The following is a 23,621-nucleotide window of genomic DNA, read 5'->3' as shown; positions in this document are numbered from 1 at the left end:
AAATGAAAAAAACCTTGAAATTTATCGTCTTTATCGTACTTATTTTTATTGCGATATATTTCTTATACGGTAAATTTTTTAAGCAAGAAGAGGCACCGAAGGCCCTTACCACAAGGCTTGAAAAGGGCGATATAAGAGGCACGGTGACGGCTGCGGGCGAGGTTTACGCCAGAGATTTGGTCGATGTGGGCGCACAGGTAAGCGGTCAGATCAAAAAGCTCTACGTCAAAGTGGGCGATAAGGTTCAAAAGGGTGATATGATAGCGCAGATTGATTCCGTTACGCAAGAAAACGAGATCGCGCAGCAAAAGGCGCAGCTTCTGATCCACGAGGCAAATTTGGCTTCAGCAAAGATCGCCGCGGAAAACGCCAAAACGCAGTATAACCGCGAGCTTGAGCTGTATAAAAGAAACGCCGCTTCCAAAGAGGCTGTGGAAAACGCTAAAAATAGCGCCGCTTTAAAAGAGGCCGAGCAGAAGCAGATCGAGGCGCAGATCGAGCAGACCAAACTTCAGCTAAGCACGGCGGAGACAAATTTCGGCTATACCAAGATCACGGCTCCGATAAGCGGCACGATCGTTTCAATGCCGGTAGAGGAAGGAAAAACGGTAAATTCCAACCAAACTACGCCTACGATCGTAAAGATCGCCGATCTAAGCAAGATGGAGATCAAGATGCAAATCGCAGAGGGCGATATATCCAAAGTAAAGGTCGGAATGGACGTAGAATACTCCATACTATCGGATCTGGATAATATCAAAAAGGCTAAAATTTACAAGATCGACCCCGGTCTTACCACGCTTAGCGACGGGACGTACGATAAAACCTCTAGCGGATCGTCTTATTCTTCGAGTAGCAGCGACAGCGCGATCTATTTTTACGCAAAGATGCTCGTAGACAATGAAAATGATTTTTTAAAGATTGGAATGACGACCGAAAACAACATAATCGTAAGCGAAGCGAACAATACGAGCTACCTACCTACCTCCGTTATCAAGCGCGACGCGAAAGGCGATTACGTCACGGTGCTTAACGGCAACGAGCCCGAGCAGCGATACGTAAAAACGGGCGTCAGCGATGATTTGAATACTGAAATTTTAAGCGGTTTGGATGAAAAAGATGAGGTGCTTATTGCCGACGGAAAAGCCGCGCCGTTAAATATGGACGGGCCTCCGATGGTGTTTTAGTTAAAATTTTATGGTGCAAATATGCTAGAGCTTAAAGATATAAACAAAAAATTCATTCTCGGCGATAACGAAATCCACGTATTAAAGGACGTAAGCTTAAATATCGAAGCGGGCGAGTTTATATCGATTATCGGGCAATCCGGAAGCGGAAAATCGACGCTGATGAATATAATCGGCTGCATCGATACGCCAAGTAGCGGAAGCTATAAGATCGAAGGTCGCGAAACCGCGAATTTAAGCGGCGACGAGCTTGCGGCGCTTAGAAGTAAAAAATTTGGCTTTGTCTTTCAAAAATACAATCTCATCGCCACGATGGACGCGACCGCAAACGTCTCGCTACCTGCGGTGTATGCGGGCGTAGGGGCGAGCGAACGGACGAAAAGAGCTGTGGAGCTTTTAAATAAGCTGGAGCTTGGCGATCGCACTAAAAATTTACCGAGCAAACTTAGCGGCGGGCAGCAGCAGCGCGTAAGCATCGCCCGCGCTCTGATAAACGGCGGCGAAGTGATTTTGGCAGACGAGCCTACCGGCGCGCTTGATAGCAAAAGCGGCGAGACGGTGATGCAAATTTTAACGGCGCTGCATAAAGAGGGACATACCATCATTATCGTTACGCATGATGCGCATATTGCGGAATTTGCGGATCGTATCATCGAGATCAAAGACGGTAAAATTTTAAGCGATAAAAGAAAGACGGAGCGGATTTTTGAGCGCAAAAAAGAGCAGATCAAAACGAAAAATTCTTTCATACTGCGCAAAGATCAGCTCATCGAAAGCTTTAAAATGTCCATTAGCGCGATATTTTCGCATAAACTAAGATCGATTTTGACGATGCTAGGCATCATCATCGGCATCGCGTCTGTTATCTGCGTAGTAGCTCTTGGTAAGGGTTCGGAGGAGAAAATTTTATCCGAGATCCGTAAAATTGGCACCAATACGATCGATATCTTTCCCGGTAAAAATTTCGGCGATGTGCGAGCGGGCTTTGTGAGCACCCTTACGATAAGCGATTCTAAAGTTTTGGCGCGCCAGCCCTACGTTGATTATGCTACACCAAATGCTTCTGCAAGCGGTACGGCAACCTATGCGAATTTAAGCTCCAAAGCTCAACTGCGCGGTGGTGGCGTGAATTCTTTGGCGGTTAATGGCATAGATATAGAAGATGGTAGAAATTTTAGTGACGATGATATTAAAAATTCTGCCTCTGTCGCGATTATCGATCCCAACACCAAAAAAACATTTTTTAAAAATTCCGATCCTATCGGAAAGACGATTTTATTTTCGGGTAAGCCACTTAAGATCATAGGAGTTTCGGGCAAGGATAAAAACGCCTTCGGAAGCAACGAAAATTTAAGAATTTACGCGCCGTATTCGACCGTGATGAATAAAATCACGGGCAATCGAAAAATCAGCTCTATAACCATCAAAATAAAAGACGATGTCAATACTCAAGTGGCCGAAGAGAGCCTAACTCAGCTACTTATCCAAAGACACGGCTCGCGGGATTTTCATACGATGAACGCAGATACTATCAAACAAACAATACAAAGCACTACCGGCACGATGACGATTCTGATCTCATCGATCGCAGTGATTTCGCTCGTCGTCGGCGGTATCGGCGTGATGAATATCATGCTCGTAAGCGTTACCGAGCGCACGCGCGAAATCGGCATCAGAATGGCGATCGGAGCGAAGCAATCCAATATTTTGCAGCAGTTTTTGATAGAGGCGATCTTGCTTTGCTCGTTAGGTGGAGCTTTAGGAATTTTAATCGCTTTGGCGCTTGGATTTGCGTTTAATACCATAAGCTTAGATTTTGCGATGAAATTTACTACGGCGCCTTTCGTGATCGCCTTTGCGGCGTCGTCCGCGATCGGTATAGTTTTCGGCTATCTGCCGGCAAGAAACGCCAGCAGATTAAATCCGATAGATGCTTTAGCACAAGAATAACCAAGGAGAGAAAATGATAAATTCCAAAGTAATTTTAAGCGGCGTTTTAGCTGTTTTTATCGGCGGTTGTGCCTCAAATCAAAGTGAGGTCGAATTTAAACCTGTAGAGCATTTCAAGGACGAAAATGCAAGCTATGAAATCGATACGCTGTGGTATAAAAAATATGGCGAATCGTATCTAAATAAGCTTGTAGATCAAGCCCTTGCGAACAACTACGATCTAAAAACAGCGGCTTTAAACGTTGAGAGTGCTTATGCAAATTTAGGGCTAAGCAGGGCTGATCTTTTTCCTACGCTAAGTAGCTCGTGGAGTGCGGGCGCTAATCGCGACATAAGCACCGGCTCGAATTGGAACAAAACCTATAGTTCGGGCTTTAACGTAAGCTATGAGCTTGATCTTTTCGGCAAGATCCGCTCGGCGGTAAATGCCGAGGGCTGGAACGCCAAAGCTAGCGAGTTTGACCTTGAAAATACTCGCCTGACTCTTATAAATTCCGTCGTAAGCGGCTACTTTGAGATGCTTTATCTAAACGATTCGCTAAAATGGACAAAACAGAATTTAAGCGATTACCGAGAGATCGAAAAAATAATCAAGGCAAAATATGATTACGGCAAGTCCGAGCAGCTAGATTACAGGCAGATTCAAAATTCTATCCTAGGGCTTGAAAACAAGGTATTAAGCATTCAAAAAAACATCGAAGATAATCATAAATATATGAGAAATCTCATCTCCTCCAGCTTGCAATTTGATGATAACACCGATTCGATAAATTCCATAGAATTCCAAGGCGTTGATCTAAATGTGCCTTACACGGCGCTTGCTAACCGCCCCGACATTAGAGCTGCGATCGCTAGGCTAAATTCCAGCTTTTACGACGAACAGACCGCTAAGTTAAATTTCTTTCCTAGCGTAAATTTAGGCGCAGGGCTTACTAACGGGCAAGGCGTGAGCGCTAACGATAGTTTCAAGCTAAATTTTTTAAGCGGCAACGTAAGTATAAGTCTGCCGTTTTTGGATTATGCGAGGGTTGAAAACCGCCTTAAAATTTCGGAGATCGCTTTTCGCAAAAACGTCGTAAATTACGAACAGACGCTCTCTAACGCTACGAATGAGGTGCTAAATTTATATAGAATTTATCAGATCAATCTGGCTAGCCTTAAAAATTTAAGCGCTGCTTACGATGAAAAGGCGCGCATTGCCGATCTTTACGCTGCGAAATATGAAGCAGGCTCAAGTGAGCTAAAGGATATGCTAGAAGCCCGCACCGACGCCGTAAACGCTAAGATAAACGAGCTAAACCAAAGATATTTGACGCTGCAAAATGAGGCGGCAATTTATCGCGCGATGGCAGGTAAATTTAAACGCAAATGAAAAAGGCTTTGATATTTTGGCTGCTTTGCGGCGCGATATTTGCTGATTGCACGGCACTAAGAGCGCAAGATGACTCAGTAAGCCTTGGTGCCAGCGCTTATGTTGCGGACGATAAACAATCAGAATTTGAGAAAAACCATAGTGAAATTATGCTAAATCGTCAAAAAAATGAATTAGATCAGCAAAGCCTGCAAAATAATTTGCAACGTGAATCAAAAGGCGTAGGCGACCACGATGATTTTTCGATGAAAAAGCAGCCGATGCAAGACATCAAGGAGCGAAACAATAAAAATGAGAAGGACTTAAAACTGCGCCGTAAAAAGCTGCAAGGCGACGCTTATCGGCGCTAGGGCTGCTTTTGTTTATTGGTTTTTAAGTAAAGTTTCTATAAAATCTCCGCTTTACATTTTCTTAAAGGAACAGTTATGAAAAGAACATACCAACCCCACAATACCCCTAAAAAGCGCACTCACGGCTTTCGCGTCCGCATGAAAACAAAAAACGGTCGCAGAGTTTTAAGTGCAAGACGTGCTAAAGGCAGAAGAAGATTGGCTGCGTAGGCGAATTTGCTGCGATAAGCGATAGCAGGGTTTTTTCGGAGGTTTATAAAAGTGCGGCAAAGTGGCATTGCGAATGCGCTGTTGTGTATTTTTTGGCTAGCGAGCAGCGTAAATTTAGCGCAGTCGCCAGTAAAAAAATAGGCAATTCAGTTACGCGAAATTACGCTAAAAGACGTTTGCGCGCAGCGTTTTATAATCAAAAAGACGCCATTGTTAGCGGAATTTTTATATTAATCGCAAAAAAGCAGATCATAGATATGAGCTTTGAAGACATTGAGCGAAATTTAAAATGGGCGTTTAAAAAGATCGGCGCAGTAAAATGAAGAGATTTTTTATAGCCGCAATCGGATTTTATAAAAAATTTATTTCGCCTTTGCTGCCATGCTGTTGCCGTTATTATCCGAGCTGTTCGGAATACGCGCTTTATGAGTTTAAGTTTAACGGCGTCTTTGGCGCGCTCTGTGCTGTAACGGCTAGAATTTTAAGATGCAATCCGCTCTTTAGCGGCGGCATAGATTATCCGATAATCGCGCGAAATTTCAAATTTTGCGTATTTTCAAAAGCCTGTGAAGGCGGCTTTAACGCGCGCGCGCAGAAATTTAAGCTTTGGTTTATACCATATAAAAAAAATAGATATTACGTCATACGACTAGGAGAAAATAGTGCTAGATAAACTTCCTCAATCAAAGCGCCTTGCTATCGCGATAGCAACTGCGCTCATATTTTTTGTAGCTTACGATCATTTTTATTTATCAAAAATTCGCGCCGCAATGGAGGCAAACGCAACCGCAGCGCAAATCGCGCAAAAAAATGCCGCCAAGTCCGCTCCGCAAACTTCCGCCGCTGGCGTGAGCGCGCAGGGAGCAAATTTAAATACCGCAAATTCCATCTCTGCACCGTTAGTACGCGTGGTTGGCAAAGAAGCAAATTTCACGATCGACGGACTTGGTCGCATAAGCTCATATGTGTTAAACGATGCGAAATTCCGTGAGGAAAACGGCGATGCGATAAATTTGATCGATCCTAAATCGCATTCTAAACCGCTTGAGATGCGCTTCGAGGACGTGGCGTTGAATGCGATGGCTTTCGATACTCCTTACAGCGCTTCATCTAGCGAGCTGGACGTACGAAACGGAGAGGCTAGCGTTACATTAAGTCAAAGTTTAGGCGCCGTTAGCATAAATAAAATTCTTACCTTTTATCCAAATGGTAGTTATAAATTGGATCTGAAGTTAAGCGGCAATGCGCGTTATTTCATCAGTCCTGGCTCGCGCCCGAACGTAGAAGTAGATAGCTATACGGTTCACGGCGTCATCGTTGGAAAACCTGGCGAAGCTGGAATTTCAGATAAAATCGCTTCATTTTTTACGGGCTCGCAAGCTATAAACGAAAGCGTAGAAATTTTTAAAGATGGCGATGTGGATAAAAACGAGCGAATAAGTGGCGCAAATATCGCTGCGAGCTCAGATCGTTATTATACGACGCTATTTTACGGAGAGAGCTTGAATGCGACCGTGACTGACGCAGATAAAATTTCGCAGGTTTTTATAGGCTCAGACGGCGATCTTAGTCTTACGGGCTATATCGGCGCGAAAGATCACGCGACGCTAAGCTCGATAAATCCTGCTCTTACGCACATTATCGAATATGGCTGGTTTACTTTCATCGCCCGCCCGATGTTTAAATTTCTAAACTGGCTGCACGGCTATATCGGTAACTGGGGTTGGTCGATCGTAGTGCTTACGCTCATTATCCGCCTAATCTTATTCCCGCTAAGTTACAAGGGAATGCTATCGATGAATAAGCTAAAAGATCTGGCGCCTAAGATGAAGGAGCTTCAGGAGAAATATAAGGACGATAAGCAGAAGCTGCAGATGCATATGATGGATCTGTATAAGAAAAACGGCGCCAATCCGATGGGCGGCTGCTTACCGATCCTGCTTCAGATACCGGTATTTTTCGCGATCTACCGCGTGCTGCTTAATGCGATCGAGCTAAAGGGCGCGGAGTGGGCGCTGTGGATTCACGATCTGTCGCTTAAAGATCCATACTATATCCTGCCGATTACGATGGGAATTTTGATGTTTTTACAGCAAAAGATTACGCCGACTACGTTTACTGATCCGATGCAAGAGAAGATGATGAAATTCTTGCCGCTTATTTTTACGGTATTTTTTGTGATGTTTCCTGCAGGTCTTACGTTATACTGGACGGTAAATAATTTCTGCTCCATTATTCAGCAATACGTCATTAATAAAGCCTTTGCTAGGCATAAACAAGCTCAAATAGCGGAGAAAAAATCATGATAATTGAAGCAGAAAATTTAAAAGACGCATATAATAAAGCAGCAGCTGAGCTAGGATGCTCGGTAACGCAGCTTAATGTGCGCGTGCTGCAGCATCCAAGCGGTGGGTTTTTAGGCTTTTTTAAAAAAAATGCTATAATAGAAGCGGTTCTCGAAGGGGAGAAATTTAGCGAAAATCCGGAATTTAACGCCCCGCAAAATAAAGCCGGCAAAGCAGAGAAAAAGCAGAGCGATAAATCAGAGCCGCAAAATCCGCGCGCCATGCATTCTAAACATCGCAAAGAAAAGCAAAAGGGCGTTGTGACGGATCAAATTCTATCCGATATCAAAGAGAAACTATCTGCGCTTTTTAGATCAAGCGAATTTAATATCGAAGTTAGCGATGTTAGCAAAATAGACGAAAATACTGTCTATATCAAGTTGCAAGGCGAGGATAGCGCGCTTTTGATAGGCAAAGAGGGGCACCGCTACAAGGCTCTTTCGTATATGATTTATAACTGGATCAGCATCAGATATGATCTTGCTGTGGTTTTTGAAATCGCGGAATTTTTACAAAATCAAGAACGATTTATCGATTCTTATGTAAATGCGCTCGTGGAGCGCTCCGGAAATGAGCGTATCGTCACGAAGACTTTTGACGGCGCATTTATCAAAATTGTAGCCGATAAGCTAAAACAAGCATATCCAGATCGTTTCGTGGGCATCAAATCCACGCGTAGCGGCAAAATCGTCATCGTAGACGAAAAAAGCTAATCGTGAGCGAGACTATCGCCGCTATCGCTACGGCTCACGGCATCGGCGGAATTTGCATAGTTAGAATTTCAGGCGAGGAAGCGCTATCTATCGCTCTAAGCCTTTCACATCGCAGTTCTTTGCGCCCTCGCTATGCCACGCTTGTGAATCTTTTTGACGCGAGTGGCGAAGCATTCGGCGAGGCGATTTTGATATATTTTAAAGCTCCGCATAGCTTTACCGGTGAGGATGTCGTAGAAGTGCAGACTCACGGTGGCTTTACGGCTTCATCCTTGGCGTTAGATGCCGTGCTGGCTCTGGGTGCGCGCATAGCAAATCCGGGCGAGTTTAGTAAGCGAGCGTTTTTAAACGGCAAAATGGATCTTAGTAAAGCCGAAGCCATAAGTGATCTTATAAATTCGCGCTCGCAAAGTGCGGCTAAAGCTTTAGCGCGCAGCTTGCGAGGCGAGCTAGCAGGCTTCGTCGCAAATCTGCGCGCGGCTCTGGTTAAGACGCTGGCTTTTGTCGAGGTTTGCATAGATTACGCGGAGGAGGATCTGCCTTCCGACGTGCTGCAAAGCTCGCAAAAGATGCTGGATGAAAACATAAAAAGTCTGGAAAAGATCACCCGCATAAGCCGCAGCCGAAGAGGGCTAATCGAGGGCTTTAAAGTAGCGATTGTGGGTAAGCCCAATGTCGGTAAATCAAGCATTTTAAACGCACTTTTAAATTTCGAGCGCGCCATCGTGAGCGACGAGGCGGGTACTACTCGCGATCTCATCGAAGAAAGCCTGCAGATAGGCACTCATCTAATCCGTATAGTCGATACTGCAGGTATCAGACACGGCGGCTCTAAGCTCGAAAATATCGGTATTTCATATTCGGTTCGAGCGGCGAGCGAAGCGGACGTGATCTTGGCGATCTTTGATTCGAGCCGCGAATTTAGCGAAGAGGACGGCGAAATTTTAAAAATTTTGCGCGAGCAAAAAGATAAGAAAATAATCTACGTATTCAATAAATGCGACCTGCCGCGCAAATTTAAAGCGGACGCGAACTATTTGTGCGAAAAACTCGCTGCCGCGGATGCCGATGATTTTAAAAATTTAGCGCAAAGCTCTACCAGCAAAAATTCTGCTAGGCTAAATTTAAAAGATTGCGCCGACGAAATTACCGAAGCCGCGGCAGAAAATTCTAAAATTTCGGCGGGAGACTCTATCGCCGCGCCGCTTGAAATTTCTGCAAACGAGGGCGTGGATAAAATTTTAACCGCGCTTGAGAGCTACTTAGATTCTCAAAATTTCGACGGCCTTATGTTAAGCAATGAGCGGCAAATTCTATCTTGCGAGAGCGCGCTTATAGCTCTTAAAAACGCGAGCGAGCGCCTAGCTTGCGGCGAGCTTGAGCTTTTTGCATTTGAGATAAATCGCGCGGTTGAGGCGATTGCGCGTATTTCGCGTCCATTTGAGCGAGACGAAATTCTAGACGAAATGTTTGGCAATTTTTGCCTCGGCAAATAGCGTTTTAGCTACTAATTAGCCAAAATTCAATATAATCTCGCATTTAAAACGAGGTCTTTATGAAGGAAAAAATCCAATATTTTTTGGCGCTGGGTCTGATAAAATTTGCAAAATTCGCGCCGAAAAGCTTCATATTCGCATTTTTCGACAAGCTCGCACTTTTTGCATCGTGGAAGCTTAGCAGGCGCGTTAAAGTCGCACAAGACAACCTTCGCGCCGCCTATCCGCAAAAAAGCGAAAGTGAGCTTCACGCTCTTGCGATCGAGAATTTTCGCAGTATCGCTAGGACGCTTACCGACACGCTTTTATTTTACAATGGCAGACTAAAATTTGATGATCTGATTTCAAACGGCGAGCAGGCGCTAGAGCGCGTCCGAAAGCTAAAAGGTGATAATCCGCACGGGATTTTATTTTTTACCGCGCATTTTGGAAATTGGGAAATTTTAGCTAATTTTTTTGGCGCCAACGGCTTTCCCGTCTCGGTAGTCGGGCGTCGCAGCGATAATGAGTTGATCGAAGAGCGGCTCGTGGCGCCGTTTCGCGAGCGCTACGGTAACGACCTCATTTACAAGGACGATGCGATGCGCAGGCTCGTGCAGGCGCTAAAGCAGGGGCGCAACGTAGGCATTCTGCCCGATCAAAAGCCAGGCCCTAAAAACAGCCTGATTACGACCTTTTTTGGACGACAGTGCTACACCACAAAGACCATCGCGTCGCTTTATTTGAAATTTCGCCCCGTGCTGATACCCATTTTTGCGCGCCGCGGAGAGGATGATCGCTACGAGATCGTGATCAAGGATTTCCCGCCGCTACCTGAAGGACTAAATAAGGACGAGGCCGAATTGTTTATCACGCAAAAGTGCAACGACATTTTCGAAGAGGTTGTGCGAACCGCGCCGCAGCAGTGGTTTTGGATACACAAACGATGGAAGATGGACTAGCTATGGCGCGGCAAATTTCAAGAGGCGAGAGCAGACAGGGCATCGCGAGAAATTTATCCGCGCCGCAGGGCTCGCGCCTTTTTGCAAAAGAGCAAAGCGTCGAAAATTTAAGTAGAGCTGCGCGAGAAGGTAAAATTTTAAATCACGAAAGCTCTATGGCGATCGCCGCCGCGCGAGATTATAAAAATTCGAACTTTAAAAATTTCATATCGATTTGCGGCAGCCTCTCTTGCATTTTGCGCCGCGGAAGCTTTAGCGATAAAAATTTAAGATCGGGCGCTTCGGGCTGGGCGTGGCACGCAGGCGGCGGCTCTTTAAATTTAAACAGCGAAAGCTCCACTGCAAATCCGTCCGCCGCTAAAAATCCGTATCGAAAAGCGCTCATCTTAAGCGACGGCCGCAAGGGGCACGAGAACCAAAGCATCGCATTTTGCGAGCTAAGAAGGCTTGAGTTTTGCCTTTGCAAGATCGCTTATGCAAACAAACTTCTTAAACTCTGCTCCTACGCGCTTGATTTTTTCGGGCTTTATTTTAAAATTTTTAAGTGCGATCTCGGCGCGGGCGGCATAGCGGCGGACTGCAAAAGCGGATCAAATTTAAATAATCCCGCTTTAAACAGCCCCGCTGCATCAGATAGCATAAATTTAGATGCCGCGCCGAATGGCACCAATTCAGATGCCGTATCATATAGCGCAAATTTAGACGCTGCATCAGATCGTAATTTAAATTTCGCAGATTTTGATCTGTTCGTAGGAGCGGGCTCTACGACCTATTACGCGCTGAAATTTTACGCGCGCAGATACGCAAAGCCGAGCATAGCGCTGATGTATCCGAAGGGCTACCGTAAGGATTTTAGCGTCATCATCGCAGGCGCGCATGACCGCCCAAAGCCGCGCGCAAATCTTAAAATTTCGCCCGTCTCGCTTAGTTTTTCGCGCCCGAGCGGGCTGTATCGGCCGCAGCGCAAATCCATCGGATTTATCATCGGCGGGCCGAATTCCTGCTTTGAGATGGGGGATGAAATTTTAAAGCAGATAGAGGGCGTAAGGGCGCAGTTTGCGGACTGCGAGTTTGCGCTAACGACCTCTCCGCGCACGCCGCGGGCTACCGAGAGCGCGCTAGAAAAGCTTGGCTGGGATTATAGCGTGATTTATAGTCGCGAGCTCGTAAATCCAATCGGCGATTTTTTGGCGCAGTGCGAGTGGGTCTTTATCAGCGAGGACAGCGTCTCGATGATAAGCGAGGCCGTATCTAACGGGAGCGCGAGCGTGGCTATTTTGAGCCTAAAGCGCAAAGTCGCTCATAATAAATTTGACGATTTTATAAGCGCTCTCGTTTCTACTGGGCATGCTAGGCGCTACGATGAAACACTAAAAAAGACCGCGAAGTACGATCTTGGGGCGTTTGTGAGGGAGATAAAAATATGAGGGTTGTGCAAATCTTGCCCGAGCTTAACGAAGGCGGCGTCGAGCGCGGCGTAGTCGAGCTAAATAGAGAGTTTGCGCGGCGCGGCATCGAAAATTTCGTTATCAGTAACGGCGGCAAATTGGCGCCCGAAATAGAAAAAGACGGCGGCGTGCACGTACAGCTCGACGTTTGCTCCAAAAATATCCTCACTGCACCCGCTAGAGTGCTAAAGCTGCGTAAAATTTTAAGCGGCATAGCCCCCGACATCGTGCATGTCCGCTCACGCGTGCCGGCGTGGCTGGTTAAATTTGCTCGCCCCAAAGCAAAGATCGTAAGCACCGTACACGGGATAAATTCCGTAAATTTCTACAGCAAAATCATGACGGATGCGGACGCGATTATCTGCCCTAGCGGCTATACGCTCGATCACGTGGTGAAAAGCTACGGCGTAGACGCAGCCAAGATCACGATCATTCCGCGCGGCATCGATCTAGTAAAATTTAATCCCAAAAATTTAGACGAGCGCTTCATTGCGGAATTTCGGCAGAAGTTCCACCTCGCACAGGATGATTTCATCGTCTCAAGCATTGGGCGCATCACGCAGATTAAGGATTACAAAACCCTGATCCGCGCTGCGGCTTTGGTGAGCGAACAAAATCTTAAAATTTTGATCGTAGGCGGTGTGAGAGCGGATCGCGACGAGTATTTTTCCGAGCTAAAATCACTCGTAGAGGGGCTTGGGCTGGGCGAGTGCGTAATTTTTACGGGCTCGCAGAGCAAGGTAGCCGAAATTTACTCGCTCTCGTCGGTCATGGTAAGCGCTTCGAGTAAGCCCGAGAGTTTCGGGCGTTCGATGGCTGAGGCGATCGCGCTGAATTGCCCGGTGATCGCTACCCGCCACGGCGGCGCGCTGGATATTATTAAAGAGGGCGAAAACGGTTATTTTTTTGACGTGGGCGACGCGCAGGCGCTGGCGGGGCTGTTTGCCCCCGCGCGCGAGCTGAAATTTGACGGCTACGGCTACGTTTCGCAAAACTTCAGCCTAGAGCAGATGGTAGAAAAAACGATAAAGGTTTATGAGAGTTTAATATGAAAAAATTTTTTTACGAAAACGGCGCGCCTAGCGGCTGGAGAATCACATTTTTAACGCTGCTGCTTCTTTGGTGCGCGTCGCTGTTTTTTAAAAACGCGGTCTATCAGATCTCCTTTGCGGCGCTAAATTTACTATTTTTAGTCCATCTGATATATTTTAAAAACTACTTGGTTCTAAGCGAAATTTTGAAAAAAACGAGATTTGTCGCGATTTGCTTCCTCTGCCTGGTAGCGACGCTAGCGATCTCAAACCTCCTAAACGAGGCTGTGATCTCAAAAAAAGCGTGGCAGAGCACGCTATTTTTTGTGCTTCGATACGGCGCGATATTTTTGGCGCTTTGTTATTTTTACAAGCTCAAATTTTTTGATCAAAACGCCGTTTTTGCCTTTTTGTTCGTGGGGCTTGGAATTTTATCGGCAAGCGTGATCTATCAGCTTTTAAGCAGCACCGATGCGATCGTCTTTTCAAGCGACTCTGTTCGCGGCGGTCTTAGCGGATCGCTTTCGAACCGCAATATCTTAGGGCTTTTTATGGGCTTTGGGCTCTGCCTTAGCGCGGTGGCGATACGGCGGCCTTCGGCGCTCAAATTTGCGGCTTTATTTTTATTCGCGTTTTTTATGATCTTTTCATTTTCCAGAGCGGCGTGGGTCGGCGCGTTTTGCGCGCTTGTGTTTTACGGCGCGCTAAATTTAAAGAGTTTAAACAAAAAATACCTGCTTTTCACGGTATGTTTCATCGCGCTTTTCGCCGTTTTACTCGCGCTTTCGCCGTCGTTTGAGCAAAGGCTAGCAGCGCTATTTAGCGGCGACTCCTCAGGCAGAACCGTGATTTGGAGCTATATTTTAGAAATGGCGCAAGAAAAGCCTATCTTGGGCTATGGGCTGGGCTCATATATAAATTTGCTGGGCTCCCCGGTTCTTGAGCATCCCGAATACAACGCACCGCATAATTTATTTTTAGAAATTTTACTTTATAGCGGCGCGCTTGGGCTTATCTTTTACGGCGCGATCCTATTTAGCGTTTTTAAGGAGTGCGTCCAAAGCAGGCAGTTTGGGGTTCTTACGCTTTTAATTTATCTTTTGATAGATTGCCAGTTCGATCACGGCGCGTATCTGTCGAAAGAGGCGCTAAGTCTGGCTACGATACTAAGCTTTTTGGCCTATCGCATGAGGATCGAGCGATGATCTACGCGGCGGTTTTGGCTTTTGCGGCGCTTTTTGCGTGGTTTAGCCTGCGCTTTGCGTGGTGGGCAAAGGATCTGTCTTACGAGTATCCGCGCGTGCTGATGTATCATATGATCCGCGAGCATCTGCCAAAGCGCGCCTCTAAATTTAACCGCCTGCGCGTGATCCCCGCCGCGTTTGAAAAACAGCTTGCGTGGCTGAAGCGAAACGGCTTTACGAGCTACACTCTAAGCGAGCTTGCAAGCTTGGATAGCAAGCCTGCAAAGGCGGTTTGTATTACCTTCGACGACGGGTATCGCGATAATCTTACGGGCGCCCTGCCTCTTTTGCAAAAATACGGCTTTAAGGCGACGATTTTCATCGTGAACCGGCGTTTTGATGGGAATTGGGCGACCGATAAGGATCTGAAAAAATCAAGTGACGAACTAAATCGCGAGGAGATGCTAAACGACGAGGAGGTCCGCGAGCTTTTGCAAAGCGGGCTCATCGAGATCGGTTCGCATACGCTCGATCACGCAAACTTGCCTAGCTTAGGCGCGCAAGAGCAGCTGCGCCAGATGAGCGAATCAAAGCGCGAAATAGAGGCGAAATTCGGCATTTGCTGCAGCGCCTTTGCCTATCCGTTCGGCTTTTACGACGAGATTAGCGTGCGCTGCGCGCGCGAGGCGGGCTTTAGCTGCGCCGTCACGACGCAAAACGACGTGTTGCGCCCTCACTACTCAAATTTTGAAATTCCGCGCATCATGGTTAGCGGCAGGCATGGGCTTTTTAGCTTCATTTTAAAGATGAAGAAAGGCAGAAATAGATGAAAATCGCCTATCTTTGCTGCTCCAGATTTTACGGCGGCGTCGAAAAGATCGTGATCGACTCGCTAAATGAGCTTTGCAAAAGCGAGCAGGCAGCGCTAATCGTACCCGATAGATGCGAGTTTTTGCAGCGTCTGGATGCGCGCGTGCAAATTTATCAGTACAAAAGCCGCGACAAGCGCTACAATCCGTTTTTGTTCGCTGAAATTTATCGGTTTTTACGCTCGGGCGGATTTGAAATTTTACATTCGCACGGCGCCAAAGCCGCGCAGATCGGCTATGTGGTCGAAAAATTTCTAAGCCTTAAGCTTGTTGCGACCAAACACAACGACCGAAAAGCGCCCGTTTTTGATCGCGTGCGAAACGTCATCGCAGCCTCGCGCAAGGTCGCAACCACGATAAATCACGCCGCGAAGGTGATATATTTCGGCATAGAGCCGCGGCAGGAATTTGTAAATCATGAAATTTTCGCGCGCTGCAAGGACGCGGAGGGCGCTGCAAATATGGCGCCCAAGGAAACAAATGGCGCGCGCGGCGACTCGGCTAGCGGTACGTTCGCGTCGCAAAACATGGCTGGCGCTGCATTTGCGTCGCAAGATACGCTTACCGGGGCACGTGTGTCGCAAGATAGGGCTTTGGATGCGGACGCATCGCAAAATAAGACCAGCAGCGTATTCGTATCGCAACAGGGCGCAAGCGCAGCGGCAGAAAATTTTAAATTTAGCATCGTCGCGGTCGGCAGGCTCGATAAGATCAAAGGTTTTGATCTTTTGATCCGCGCCGCAAGCGAGCTGAAATTTGATTTCGAGCTTAAAATTTACGGGCAGGGCGGCGAGAGGCAAAATTTGCAAAATTTAATTAATTCGCTAAAATTGCAGGACCGCGTGCGGCTATGCGGCTTTTGCGACGACGTTGCGGCGGTCCTGAGCGCGTCGCACCTGCACGTCATCAGCTCGCGAAAGGAGGGCTTTCCGGTGATTTTGATCGAAGGTATTTTTTATTCGCCCGTGCTGATATCCACCCGCGTGGGCGGAATTTCGGAAATTTTAAGCGAGGAGTTTTTGTACGAGACGGCGGATCTGGGCGCTAAAATCGATGAAATTTACCGCACTTACGGCAAATACGCCCGGGCTTTTGCGCAAAAACACGCCAAGTTCAAGCAAACTTTGACGCTGCAAAATTATATTAGCTCGCTTAAAAATTACTACGAGGAGCTGTTATGCGAAGCCTAAAGATCGTGCATTGCGGTATTTTCAACGAATACGACGACGGCAGTTTTTTCTACGGCATGGAGCGCAAAATCAGCCACGGCCTCGTTCGCGGCGGGCACTTCGTCTATGATTTTAGCTACCGCGATTGGGAGCGGAGCCTGCGCTTTTGCGGGCTGAAAAACAGCGGGCTAGAGAAAATGAACGCCAAACTCGTGCGTATCTGCGAAAACATCAGCGCCGATCTGCTTCTAATCGGCAAAGGCGAAAAGATCGGTCTTGGCACGCTGCGAGCGATAAAATCGGCGCTTCCTAAGATTAAAATCGCGATCTGGTACGTCGATCATCTGCAAGAAAAACGGGAATTTTTCGAAAAACTAAGCTTCATCGACGTGTTTTTTTGGGCGAATGCGCTGAAGCTGCGCGATCTTTCGGCAAGATACGGCGCGAAATTCGCCTTTTTCCCAAACATCTCCGACGCGGCGTTTGATAGACGCCTAGACGCCGCTAAAACGACCGACGTGATCTACATAGCGCGCGATTATCAAGAGGACGTGAGGTATAAATTTGCGCTTTTGCTGCGCGATTTTTGCAAAAAAGAGGGGCTTAGGCTTAAAATTTTTGCAAGCCTCGGCGCGCCTGCCGTATTCGGCGATAAATTTCATCGCGAGATCGCGGCTGCGAAGATCGCGATAAATTTTAATCGCGACGACGAGCTTGAGTGCGCGAGTGTTCGTAAATTGCTCGGCGCGAGCGACCGCATGGCGCAGTTTTTAGGATGCGGCGTCTGCACTTTTAGCCCCAAGATCGCGGGGTTTGAGCGGCTTTATGAAGACGGCTCGGAGATAGTTTATTTTGACGGTCCTACGGATTGCTTTTCAAAGATCAAATGCCTTCTTGCTAGCGGCGAATACGCACGCATCGCGCGGCGCGGCAGAGCCAAGACGCTAAGGATCGCGAACGCCGCCCGAGTGGCGAAATTTATGCTTGAGACGATCTTTGAAGAGAGCTTCGGCGCAGATGTCTGCGGTGAAATTTCTGATGAAAAATGCAGCGAAGGCGGCGGCGAACGTCACGGCGCGTTAAGCGAAAAAGATAAAAACGATCGGGGCGATTTTTACAGCGAGCCCTACGAGTGGCGCGAGTTCGTCTATAAAAACGGAGAGAAATTCAGATGATTTATTTTGTAGCCTTTCTGATCTTTGCCGCCGCAGCGGGCGTTTCGCTGCGGTATAACTGGTGGCGGATCCCGCAGGGCTGGCATAAGGCGCGGGTGCTGATGTATCATAGCGTAGAGGAGCACAAGGGCGATAAATTCGATAAATGGCGGCTGAAGCCTGCGGATTTTGAAAGACAGATCGCGTGGCTTGCGAAAAACGGCTTTAGCAGCTTTAAGCTTAGCGAGCTTATCGCGCTAGAGCGGCTGCCTAAAAAGGCGGTTTGCATCACATTCGACGATGGGTTTGAAAATAATTTTACTAGCGCCTTTGAAATTTTGAAAAAATACGATTTCAAAGCGAGCATATTTTTGGTGCCGGATGCCGTACAAAACGACTGGGAGCGCGCCAACACCGCTCATCTCGCGCGGATGCTAAACGAGGAGCAAATTTTAAAAATGCAAGCAAGCGGGCTGGTGGAGTTTGGCGCGCATACGATGCACCACGTAAATTTAGACCTTACCTATGTGAGCGATCCCAAGCTTGCCGCAGATGAAATCATCGAATCCAAAGCTCGCGTAGCGCGTATTTGCGGGCGGCCGTGCGAGGTGTTTGCCTACCCGTACGGTAAATTTAACGACGAAATTTTAAATATTGCCAGATCAAATTTCAAAGGCGCGGTGGTCGTCAAGCGCGGACTTTACGAGGCGGGCGACAACAAATACGCCGTAAAGCGTATCGGCATTTTGGGTACGGAGGGGTTTTTTGATTTTTGGCTGAAATTTACGAGGATAAGGAACAAACTATGATTAAAGCGTCCGTTTATGCGATAGTGATGAATGAGGAGCGCCACATCGAGCGTATGCTGCGTAGCGTGGCGGATTTTGCCGAGATCATAATCGTCGATAGCGGCAGCACCGATGCCACGCTGCAAATCGCGCGTAAATTTACCGATAAAATTTACCACCACGACTGGCAGGGCGAGGGGGTGCAGAAAAACTATGCGTTTTCGCTATGTAGCAACGAATGGGTGCTCAATCTCGACGGCGATGAGGAGGTAAGCCCTGAGCTAAAAGGCGAGATAGAGGAGTTTATGAGCCAGAGCGATTACTCTGCGCTGGATATTAAATTTCATGAATACTCGCTCGGGCGCAGATGCTCCGATCTCGTGCGCAAAAACACCCACATCCGCTTCTTTCGCAAGGAGTGCGGCGAGTATAAAAATATGGGCGTGCATGCGCAAATTTCGATCATAAAAGGCGCGGTGAAAAAGAGCAAATTCTGCATCAATCACTTTAGCGAAAAGCCGATCGCCGAGCTCGTTACGAAAAACAACAACTACTCCACGCTGCGCGCACAGGGGGATTTTGAGAAGGGCAAGAAGCCGAGCCTTGCGAAGCTTTTGCTGATCTATCCGTTTGCGTTTTTTAAATCATACATTTTGCGCAGATCACTTTTTGACGGACGCAAGGGATTTATCACGGCAAACATTAACGCATTTTACGCGTTTTTAAAAGAGGCGAAACTTTACGAGAAGTATCTTAAAAAGGGCGAAGATTAATCGAAATGATAGAAAATTTTAGCTATCATACGGACCTAAATTTAACGGCGAAAAGGGCGAAAAAATGGACAAAAAAGTAGTAGCGGCACATAAAATTTCAGACGAAGAATATGAAAAAATTTTAAAAATTTTAGGTCGCGAGCCGAATCTGCTCGAGCTTGGGATTTTTAGCGCGATGTGGAGCGAGCACTGTAGCTACAAATCGAGCAAAAAATACTTAAGCGGCTTTCCGACCAAGGCGCCTTGGGTTATCCAGGGCCCCGGCGAAAACGCAGGCGTCATCGACATCGGCGGCGGCATGGCTGCGGTTTTTAAGATGGAAAGCCACAACCACCCTAGCTTCATCGAGCCTTTTCAGGGAGCTGCGACCGGCGTGGGCGGGATACTGCGCGATATCTTTACGATGGGCGCGCGCGTCGAGGCCAATATGAACTCGCTTCGTTTCGGCGAGGTGCGAGGAAGAAGCGAGAATGCGCGAAAACAGCGCTATCTGCTAAAAGGAGCGGTCGCAGGCATCGCGCACTACGGCAACTGCATGGGTATCCCTACGATAGGCGGCGAGACGACGTTCGACGCTGGCTTTGACGGCAACATTTTAGTTAATGCTTTTGCTCTGGGTATCGTTAAAAAGGACGAAATTTTCTATGGCAGAGCCGAAGGCGTGGGCAACAGCGTAATCTACGTGGGCTCTAAGACGGGTCGCGACGGGCTCGGAGGAGCCGTGATGGCGAGCGATAGCTTTAATGACGCGAACAAATCCCTGCGCCCGACCGTGCAGGTGGGCGATCCGTTCGCCGAAAAGTTGCTAATGGAGGCGTGCTTGGAGCTTTTTAAAACTGATTACGTCGTGGGTATCCAGGATATGGGCGCGGCGGGGCTTACTTCGAGCAGCTTTGAGATGGCGGGGCGCAGCGGCAGCGGCATGAGATTAAGCTTAGATAAGGTGCCGATGCGCGAGGCAGGGATGAGCCCGTATGAGCTGATGCTAAGCGAGAGCCAGGAGCGCATGCTGATCTGCGCCAAAAAGGGCTGCGAGGAGAAAATTAAAGAAATTTTTGCCAAATGGGATCTGGATGCCGCCGTAATCGGCGAAGTGACGGATAGCGGCAAGATGGAGCTTTTTTGGCACGGCGAGCTAGCGGGCGTTATCCCGATCGAGCCGCTTAGCGAGGCAGCGCCCGTGATGGATCGCCCGATAAAAGAGCCTGCATATATGGCGCAGATCGCGCAACAAAATTTATGCGGCTGCGGCGCAAGCGAGCGCGAGCTGGAAGCGGCGTTTGATAAAATTTTTGAAGACCCCGAAGTACTAAATAAATCCTACATCTACGATCAATACGACGCCAACGTAGGGCTAAACTCCGCCAAGCGTCCCGGTATGCTGGGCGCTGCGGTGATGCGCGTTAAGCAAAACGGCGTAAAGCTCGCGATGGCTGCGGACTGCAACACGCGGATGAATTACGTCCATCCTCGCATAGGTGCGGCGCTCGCGGTAGCGTCGGCGGGGCGAAAGGTCGCTATGAGCGGCGCGACGCCTTTAGCCATCACCGATTGCCTAAACTACGGCAATCCGCAAAATCCCGAGGTTATGTGGCAGTTCGCGCAGGGCTGCGAGGGGATCAAGCAGGCTTGCGCCGCGCTAAATACCCCCGTCGTAAGCGGCAACGTAAGCCTTTATAACGAAACGGGCGGCGTTAGCATCCAGCCCACTCCCGCGATCGTATGCGTGGGCACGAACGAGGGTGAGATCATCCCTAGCGATTTTTGCGCTAGCGGCGTGAGTGTCTATCTAGCAGGCGATACGAAGGGCGTTTTTGCAGGCTCGCTTTATATGAAAGCGGTAGAAAACCGCGTCGCAGGCAGCCTACCTGAGTTAAACTTAAAGGTCGAGCGCGCTCTGTGGGAATTCGCGATAGAAGCAGGCAAGAGCGGGATTTTGGAATTTGCAAATTCCGTAGGAATCGGCGGCGTGGCGATTACGCTTGCGAAGATGGCGTGCGTAGGCGGTATCGGCGGCGAGTTTGAGATGAGCTGCGATGATAGCAGAGATATTTTCGATGAGAGCTTTTCGCGCGCGATTTTCGGCGTGCGCGACGAGGCGAAATTTAAAGAGCTGGCCGCAAAATACGGGTTAAGCTTAATGCGTTTAGGCGTCAGCGGCGGCGAAGTGTTTCGCATAAATTCCGTCCATAAAAATCTAAAGGCGCTAAAAGAAATTTACTTCGGCGAGTTTGCCAAGATCATAAAGAGCGAAGACTAGCGCGTGCTTAGCATCATATTTCTTTTAATCGCGCTGTATATTTTCGCGCAGATCGGCGTGGCTCTCGGCAACTCCGGCTATCGCGGCAAGGCGCGAATGCAGCTAGGGGAGGCTAAAATTTTAGTAGCGCTTCTAGCCAAGGTCGCCAAAAGCGACGGGCACGTAAGCGAGTCCGAAGCCGCGATGATAAGCGAAATTTTGGACGATTTGGTGCGCCAAATGGGCGCCGGCGAGCGCGAGCGAGAGGCGCTGAAACTCGTTTACAAAGTCGAGAAAGAAAGTCTCGCAAACGTGCGCGAGCTCGCCGAGAAATACAACCAAACCTATCGCCCGAGCCCGAGCCGCAAAACGGGGCTAATCTATTTCTTTTTAAATTTAGCCTACGTCGATCGCGGTTTTAGCGCGGCGGAGCGGCGCACGATCTCGCAGATTTGCGACGGATTGGGCTTGCCCGAGCATATCCAAAGCCAGATGTTTGCGACCTTTGAGCGCAGCTTTTACGGCACATATTACGAAAACGGCGGTGCGCAAAGCGATTCCGCTTACGACGAATACGATGGCTATAGCACAAGAAGCGGCGGGTATTGGGATAAATACGGCGGCAGAAGCACCGGCGGCTACGGAAGCAGCAGTTATGGCGGCGGCACTGGCTACGGTTATGGCGGCACGACGGGTTCGGGCTACGGAGGCTCGCAAAGTTCGGGCGGTTCATACGGCGGCGGATATTCTGGCGGATATGGTAGCGGCTATTCAGGCAGCTCGCAAGGCTCCGCCAAAAGCAAAAGAGATCCGTATGAAATTTTGGGGCTTCCCAAAGACGCTACGTTTAGCGAGATCAAGAAAAAATATCGCGAGCTCGTGAAAAAATACCATCCCGACATCCTGATGGGCAAGGGCGCGGACGAGGAGATCATCCAGGAGGGCACGAAGAGGCTTCAGGAGATCAATGAGGCGTATAAAATTTTAAAGGAGCGCTTCGGCGAGAAGTAGGGCGAGTAAATTTTAAAATTTGAGGGCGCAAAACGCCTTGAAATTTTAAGATGGATCGCGATACGGCGACAAGGTGCGGCGAAAGATTAGAATTTGAGGAGTGATAAATGAAAAATTTTATAATTTTTGCCGTTTTGGCGGCACTACTTGGAGGATGCGCGGGTAAAAAAGATCAAAACGGAATTGCCGACTCGGAAGATATCGCAATGTTAAGCTTTGACAAAAATATTTCCACCAGATACCGAGCCCATAACGGAAAACTCTATAAAAATGGCAAAGTGTTGGGCAAATATCTTACGGCACCGGGACTTGGTATGCACATTTATACGGATGAAATGGGAAATGGTTATATAGATCCCAGTGCGATAAAGGAACATAATTCTAAGAAAATTACGGAGATAATATTCGTTCCGAACGAATTTATTAAAGTGATCTCTTTTAGCCATAATGACGGCGTTTGTAAAGCATTGTCCGCAGGAAAATATGTACATATAAAGGAGTATATCACTATATATTCACGAGGTGAGCCGATCGTGGCATATAGTTATGATGTTTTGATGTCAAGAAAAGGAATGGGGAAAATTTCATCCAGGTATGATTTCGTTAATGAAAAGTTATCTTATGTGGATAAAAAAATTTTAGAAAAACTAAATTCGACAGTAGCAGATCATGTGCAAGCATCCGTCGTGCTTAGCGGTGCTACGCTTCTTGGTCTGCTTTGCAGAGAAAAGTCTAAAAGGTTGGATTAAATTTAAGGAGAGATAAATGAAAAATTTTATAATTTTTGCCGTTTTGGCGGCACTGCTTGGAGGATGCGGGATATTACGCCCGGCTAAGAGCGATAAGGAGTTTAAATTTTACGACGGCAACAAAACCGTGATCTATAAATTTGCCGGCGAAGATCTGTATGAAAACGGCAGAAATTTAGGCTCCTATTCTATGGATAGAGGCGAGTTTAGGATGCTTGTGCTCGACGAGGCGGGCAAGTCTTACGGCAATAATTACAAGTCCGCGCTGAACGCCAAGCGGATGAAATTTTATCTTTTTAACGACGAAAGGGCTATGGTATTTAGCATTTGGCACAAAGATGGGATTTGCAGCGTCTATAACGCCGGCAGATACGTAAATTTCGACTATACTTCAAATATGTTCAAAGATGGCGATTGGCTTTATGCGGACGGCAAAATTTCAAAAAGCGAGAGCTCGGTGCAAAATATGAGCTCAAAAACGTTGAGTGCATATAAAAATATGAATTTTGAAAAAGCGGTCGATCGCAAAGATACGAAATATATCGCGGAGGAGTTGGCTGTGGCTGGATTTTTCAAAAAGACGATCGATGGTCTTAAAACCATGATCTTAGACGATTTTTGCAGATAAGCTTCGAGGGAGTT

The 23,621-nt window shown here is 47.6% G+C and carries 23 protein-coding genes; all 23 read left to right on the top strand.

What is annotated here, in order from left to right; translation table 11 throughout:
* The first annotated feature begins 2 nt into the window (after positions 1 to 2).
* The 23 genes from Q0460_RS04175 to Q0460_RS04065 all read left to right on the top strand — a co-directional run bounded on the left by Q0460_RS04175 (position 3) and on the right by Q0460_RS04065 (position 23,607).
* Positions 3 to 1,187, top strand: a complete 1,185-nt coding sequence (locus Q0460_RS04175) for an efflux RND transporter periplasmic adaptor subunit (RefSeq protein ID WP_299085250.1) — start codon at positions 3 to 5, stop codon at positions 1,185 to 1,187.
* Between the two features lie 21 nt (positions 1,188 to 1,208).
* A complete protein-coding gene (locus Q0460_RS04170) occupies positions 1,209 to 3,137 on the top strand; it encodes a MacB family efflux pump subunit (protein ID WP_299085248.1) in 1,929 nt (642 codons plus the stop codon).
* Between the two features lie 13 nt (positions 3,138 to 3,150).
* A complete protein-coding gene (locus Q0460_RS04165; protein WP_005873225.1) occupies positions 3,151 to 4,509 on the top strand; it encodes an efflux transporter outer membrane subunit in 1,359 nt (452 codons plus the stop codon).
* Positions 4,506 to 4,859, top strand: a complete 354-nt coding sequence (locus Q0460_RS04160) for a hypothetical protein (protein ID WP_299085246.1) — start codon at positions 4,506 to 4,508, stop codon at positions 4,857 to 4,859. Before Q0460_RS04165 ends, Q0460_RS04160 begins: the two co-directional genes overlap by 4 nt.
* Before the next feature lie 75 nt (positions 4,860 to 4,934).
* Entirely contained in the window at positions 4,935 to 5,069 is a 135-nt protein-coding gene (gene rpmH, locus Q0460_RS04155) for a 50S ribosomal protein L34 (RefSeq protein WP_005873223.1), read from the top strand.
* Positions 5,057 to 5,392 (top strand): ribonuclease P protein component, encoded by a 336-nt coding sequence (gene rnpA, locus Q0460_RS04150; RefSeq protein ID WP_366517542.1) that lies wholly within the window; start codon positions 5,057 to 5,059, stop codon positions 5,390 to 5,392. The genes rpmH and rnpA overlap by 13 nt, the downstream gene beginning before the upstream one ends.
* The gene (gene yidD, locus Q0460_RS04145; RefSeq protein ID WP_299085244.1) at positions 5,389 to 5,742 is read left to right on the top strand and encodes a membrane protein insertion efficiency factor YidD; all 354 of its coding nucleotides are present in this window, start codon (positions 5,389 to 5,391) and stop codon (positions 5,740 to 5,742) included. The genes rnpA and yidD overlap by 4 nt, the downstream gene beginning before the upstream one ends.
* Positions 5,732 to 7,375 carry a membrane protein insertase YidC gene (gene yidC, locus Q0460_RS04140; protein ID WP_299085242.1) on the top strand — a complete coding sequence of 548 codons (1,644 nt, stop codon included), beginning with the start codon at positions 5,732 to 5,734 and terminating at the stop codon, positions 7,373 to 7,375. Before yidD ends, yidC begins: the two co-directional genes overlap by 11 nt.
* Positions 7,372 to 8,127 carry a Jag N-terminal domain-containing protein gene (locus Q0460_RS04135; protein WP_299085240.1) on the top strand — a complete coding sequence of 252 codons (756 nt, stop codon included), beginning with the start codon at positions 7,372 to 7,374 and terminating at the stop codon, positions 8,125 to 8,127. The genes yidC and Q0460_RS04135 overlap by 4 nt, the downstream gene beginning before the upstream one ends.
* A gap of 2 nt (positions 8,128 to 8,129) precedes the next feature.
* A complete protein-coding gene (gene mnmE, locus Q0460_RS04130; protein ID WP_299085238.1) occupies positions 8,130 to 9,623 on the top strand; it encodes a tRNA uridine-5-carboxymethylaminomethyl(34) synthesis GTPase MnmE in 1,494 nt (497 codons plus the stop codon).
* A 59-nt stretch (positions 9,624 to 9,682) separates the two neighbouring features.
* Positions 9,683 to 10,564 (top strand): lysophospholipid acyltransferase family protein, encoded by an 882-nt coding sequence (locus Q0460_RS04125; RefSeq protein ID WP_297879820.1) that lies wholly within the window; start codon positions 9,683 to 9,685, stop codon positions 10,562 to 10,564.
* Positions 10,534 to 11,991, top strand: a complete 1,458-nt coding sequence (locus tag Q0460_RS04120; protein ID WP_299085236.1) for an ELM1/GtrOC1 family putative glycosyltransferase — start codon at positions 10,534 to 10,536, stop codon at positions 11,989 to 11,991. The genes Q0460_RS04125 and Q0460_RS04120 overlap by 31 nt, the downstream gene beginning before the upstream one ends.
* Positions 11,988 to 13,064 carry a glycosyltransferase family 4 protein gene (locus tag Q0460_RS04115; RefSeq protein ID WP_299085235.1) on the top strand — a complete coding sequence of 359 codons (1,077 nt, stop codon included), beginning with the start codon at positions 11,988 to 11,990 and terminating at the stop codon, positions 13,062 to 13,064. The genes Q0460_RS04120 and Q0460_RS04115 overlap by 4 nt, the downstream gene beginning before the upstream one ends.
* Positions 13,061 to 14,248 (top strand): O-antigen ligase family protein, encoded by a 1,188-nt coding sequence (locus Q0460_RS04110; RefSeq protein ID WP_299085233.1) that lies wholly within the window; start codon positions 13,061 to 13,063, stop codon positions 14,246 to 14,248. Before Q0460_RS04115 ends, Q0460_RS04110 begins: the two co-directional genes overlap by 4 nt.
* A complete protein-coding gene (locus Q0460_RS04105; RefSeq protein ID WP_299085231.1) occupies positions 14,245 to 15,057 on the top strand; it encodes a polysaccharide deacetylase family protein in 813 nt (270 codons plus the stop codon). Before Q0460_RS04110 ends, Q0460_RS04105 begins: the two co-directional genes overlap by 4 nt.
* Entirely contained in the window at positions 15,054 to 16,286 is a 1,233-nt protein-coding gene (locus tag Q0460_RS04100) for a glycosyltransferase (protein ID WP_299085229.1), read from the top strand. Before Q0460_RS04105 ends, Q0460_RS04100 begins: the two co-directional genes overlap by 4 nt.
* Positions 16,274 to 17,440 carry a glycosyltransferase gene (locus Q0460_RS04095; RefSeq protein WP_299085226.1) on the top strand — a complete coding sequence of 389 codons (1,167 nt, stop codon included), beginning with the start codon at positions 16,274 to 16,276 and terminating at the stop codon, positions 17,438 to 17,440. Before Q0460_RS04100 ends, Q0460_RS04095 begins: the two co-directional genes overlap by 13 nt.
* Positions 17,437 to 18,228, top strand: a complete 792-nt coding sequence (locus Q0460_RS04090) for a polysaccharide deacetylase family protein (protein ID WP_299085223.1) — start codon at positions 17,437 to 17,439, stop codon at positions 18,226 to 18,228. The genes Q0460_RS04095 and Q0460_RS04090 overlap by 4 nt, the downstream gene beginning before the upstream one ends.
* On the top strand, positions 18,225 to 18,980 hold the full coding sequence (locus Q0460_RS04085) for a glycosyltransferase family 2 protein (protein ID WP_299085220.1): 756 nt from the start codon (positions 18,225 to 18,227) through the stop codon (positions 18,978 to 18,980). The genes Q0460_RS04090 and Q0460_RS04085 overlap by 4 nt, the downstream gene beginning before the upstream one ends.
* Before the next feature lie 64 nt (positions 18,981 to 19,044).
* Positions 19,045 to 21,240, top strand: a complete 2,196-nt coding sequence (gene purL, locus Q0460_RS04080) for a phosphoribosylformylglycinamidine synthase subunit PurL (RefSeq protein ID WP_299085217.1) — start codon at positions 19,045 to 19,047, stop codon at positions 21,238 to 21,240.
* A 3-nt stretch (positions 21,241 to 21,243) separates the two neighbouring features.
* Complete coding sequence (locus Q0460_RS04075) at positions 21,244 to 22,230, top strand: molecular chaperone DjiA (protein ID WP_299085214.1); 987 nt, start codon at positions 21,244 to 21,246, stop codon at positions 22,228 to 22,230.
* 107 nt (positions 22,231 to 22,337) lie between these two features.
* Positions 22,338 to 22,979: a hypothetical protein gene (locus tag Q0460_RS04070; RefSeq protein ID WP_299085211.1), complete on the top strand. Its 642-nt coding sequence runs from the start codon at positions 22,338 to 22,340 to the stop codon at positions 22,977 to 22,979.
* 16 nt (positions 22,980 to 22,995) lie between these two features.
* Positions 22,996 to 23,607 (top strand): hypothetical protein, encoded by a 612-nt coding sequence (locus Q0460_RS04065; protein WP_299085208.1) that lies wholly within the window; start codon positions 22,996 to 22,998, stop codon positions 23,605 to 23,607.
* Positions 23,608 to 23,621 lie beyond the last annotated feature (14 nt).

This window comes from uncultured Campylobacter sp. (genome assembly GCF_937980635.1).
GTDB lineage: Bacteria > Campylobacterota > Campylobacteria > Campylobacterales > Campylobacteraceae > Campylobacter_B.
Note: the sequence above shows the minus strand (reverse complement) of the source record. Positions and strands in the feature narration are given on the sequence as shown.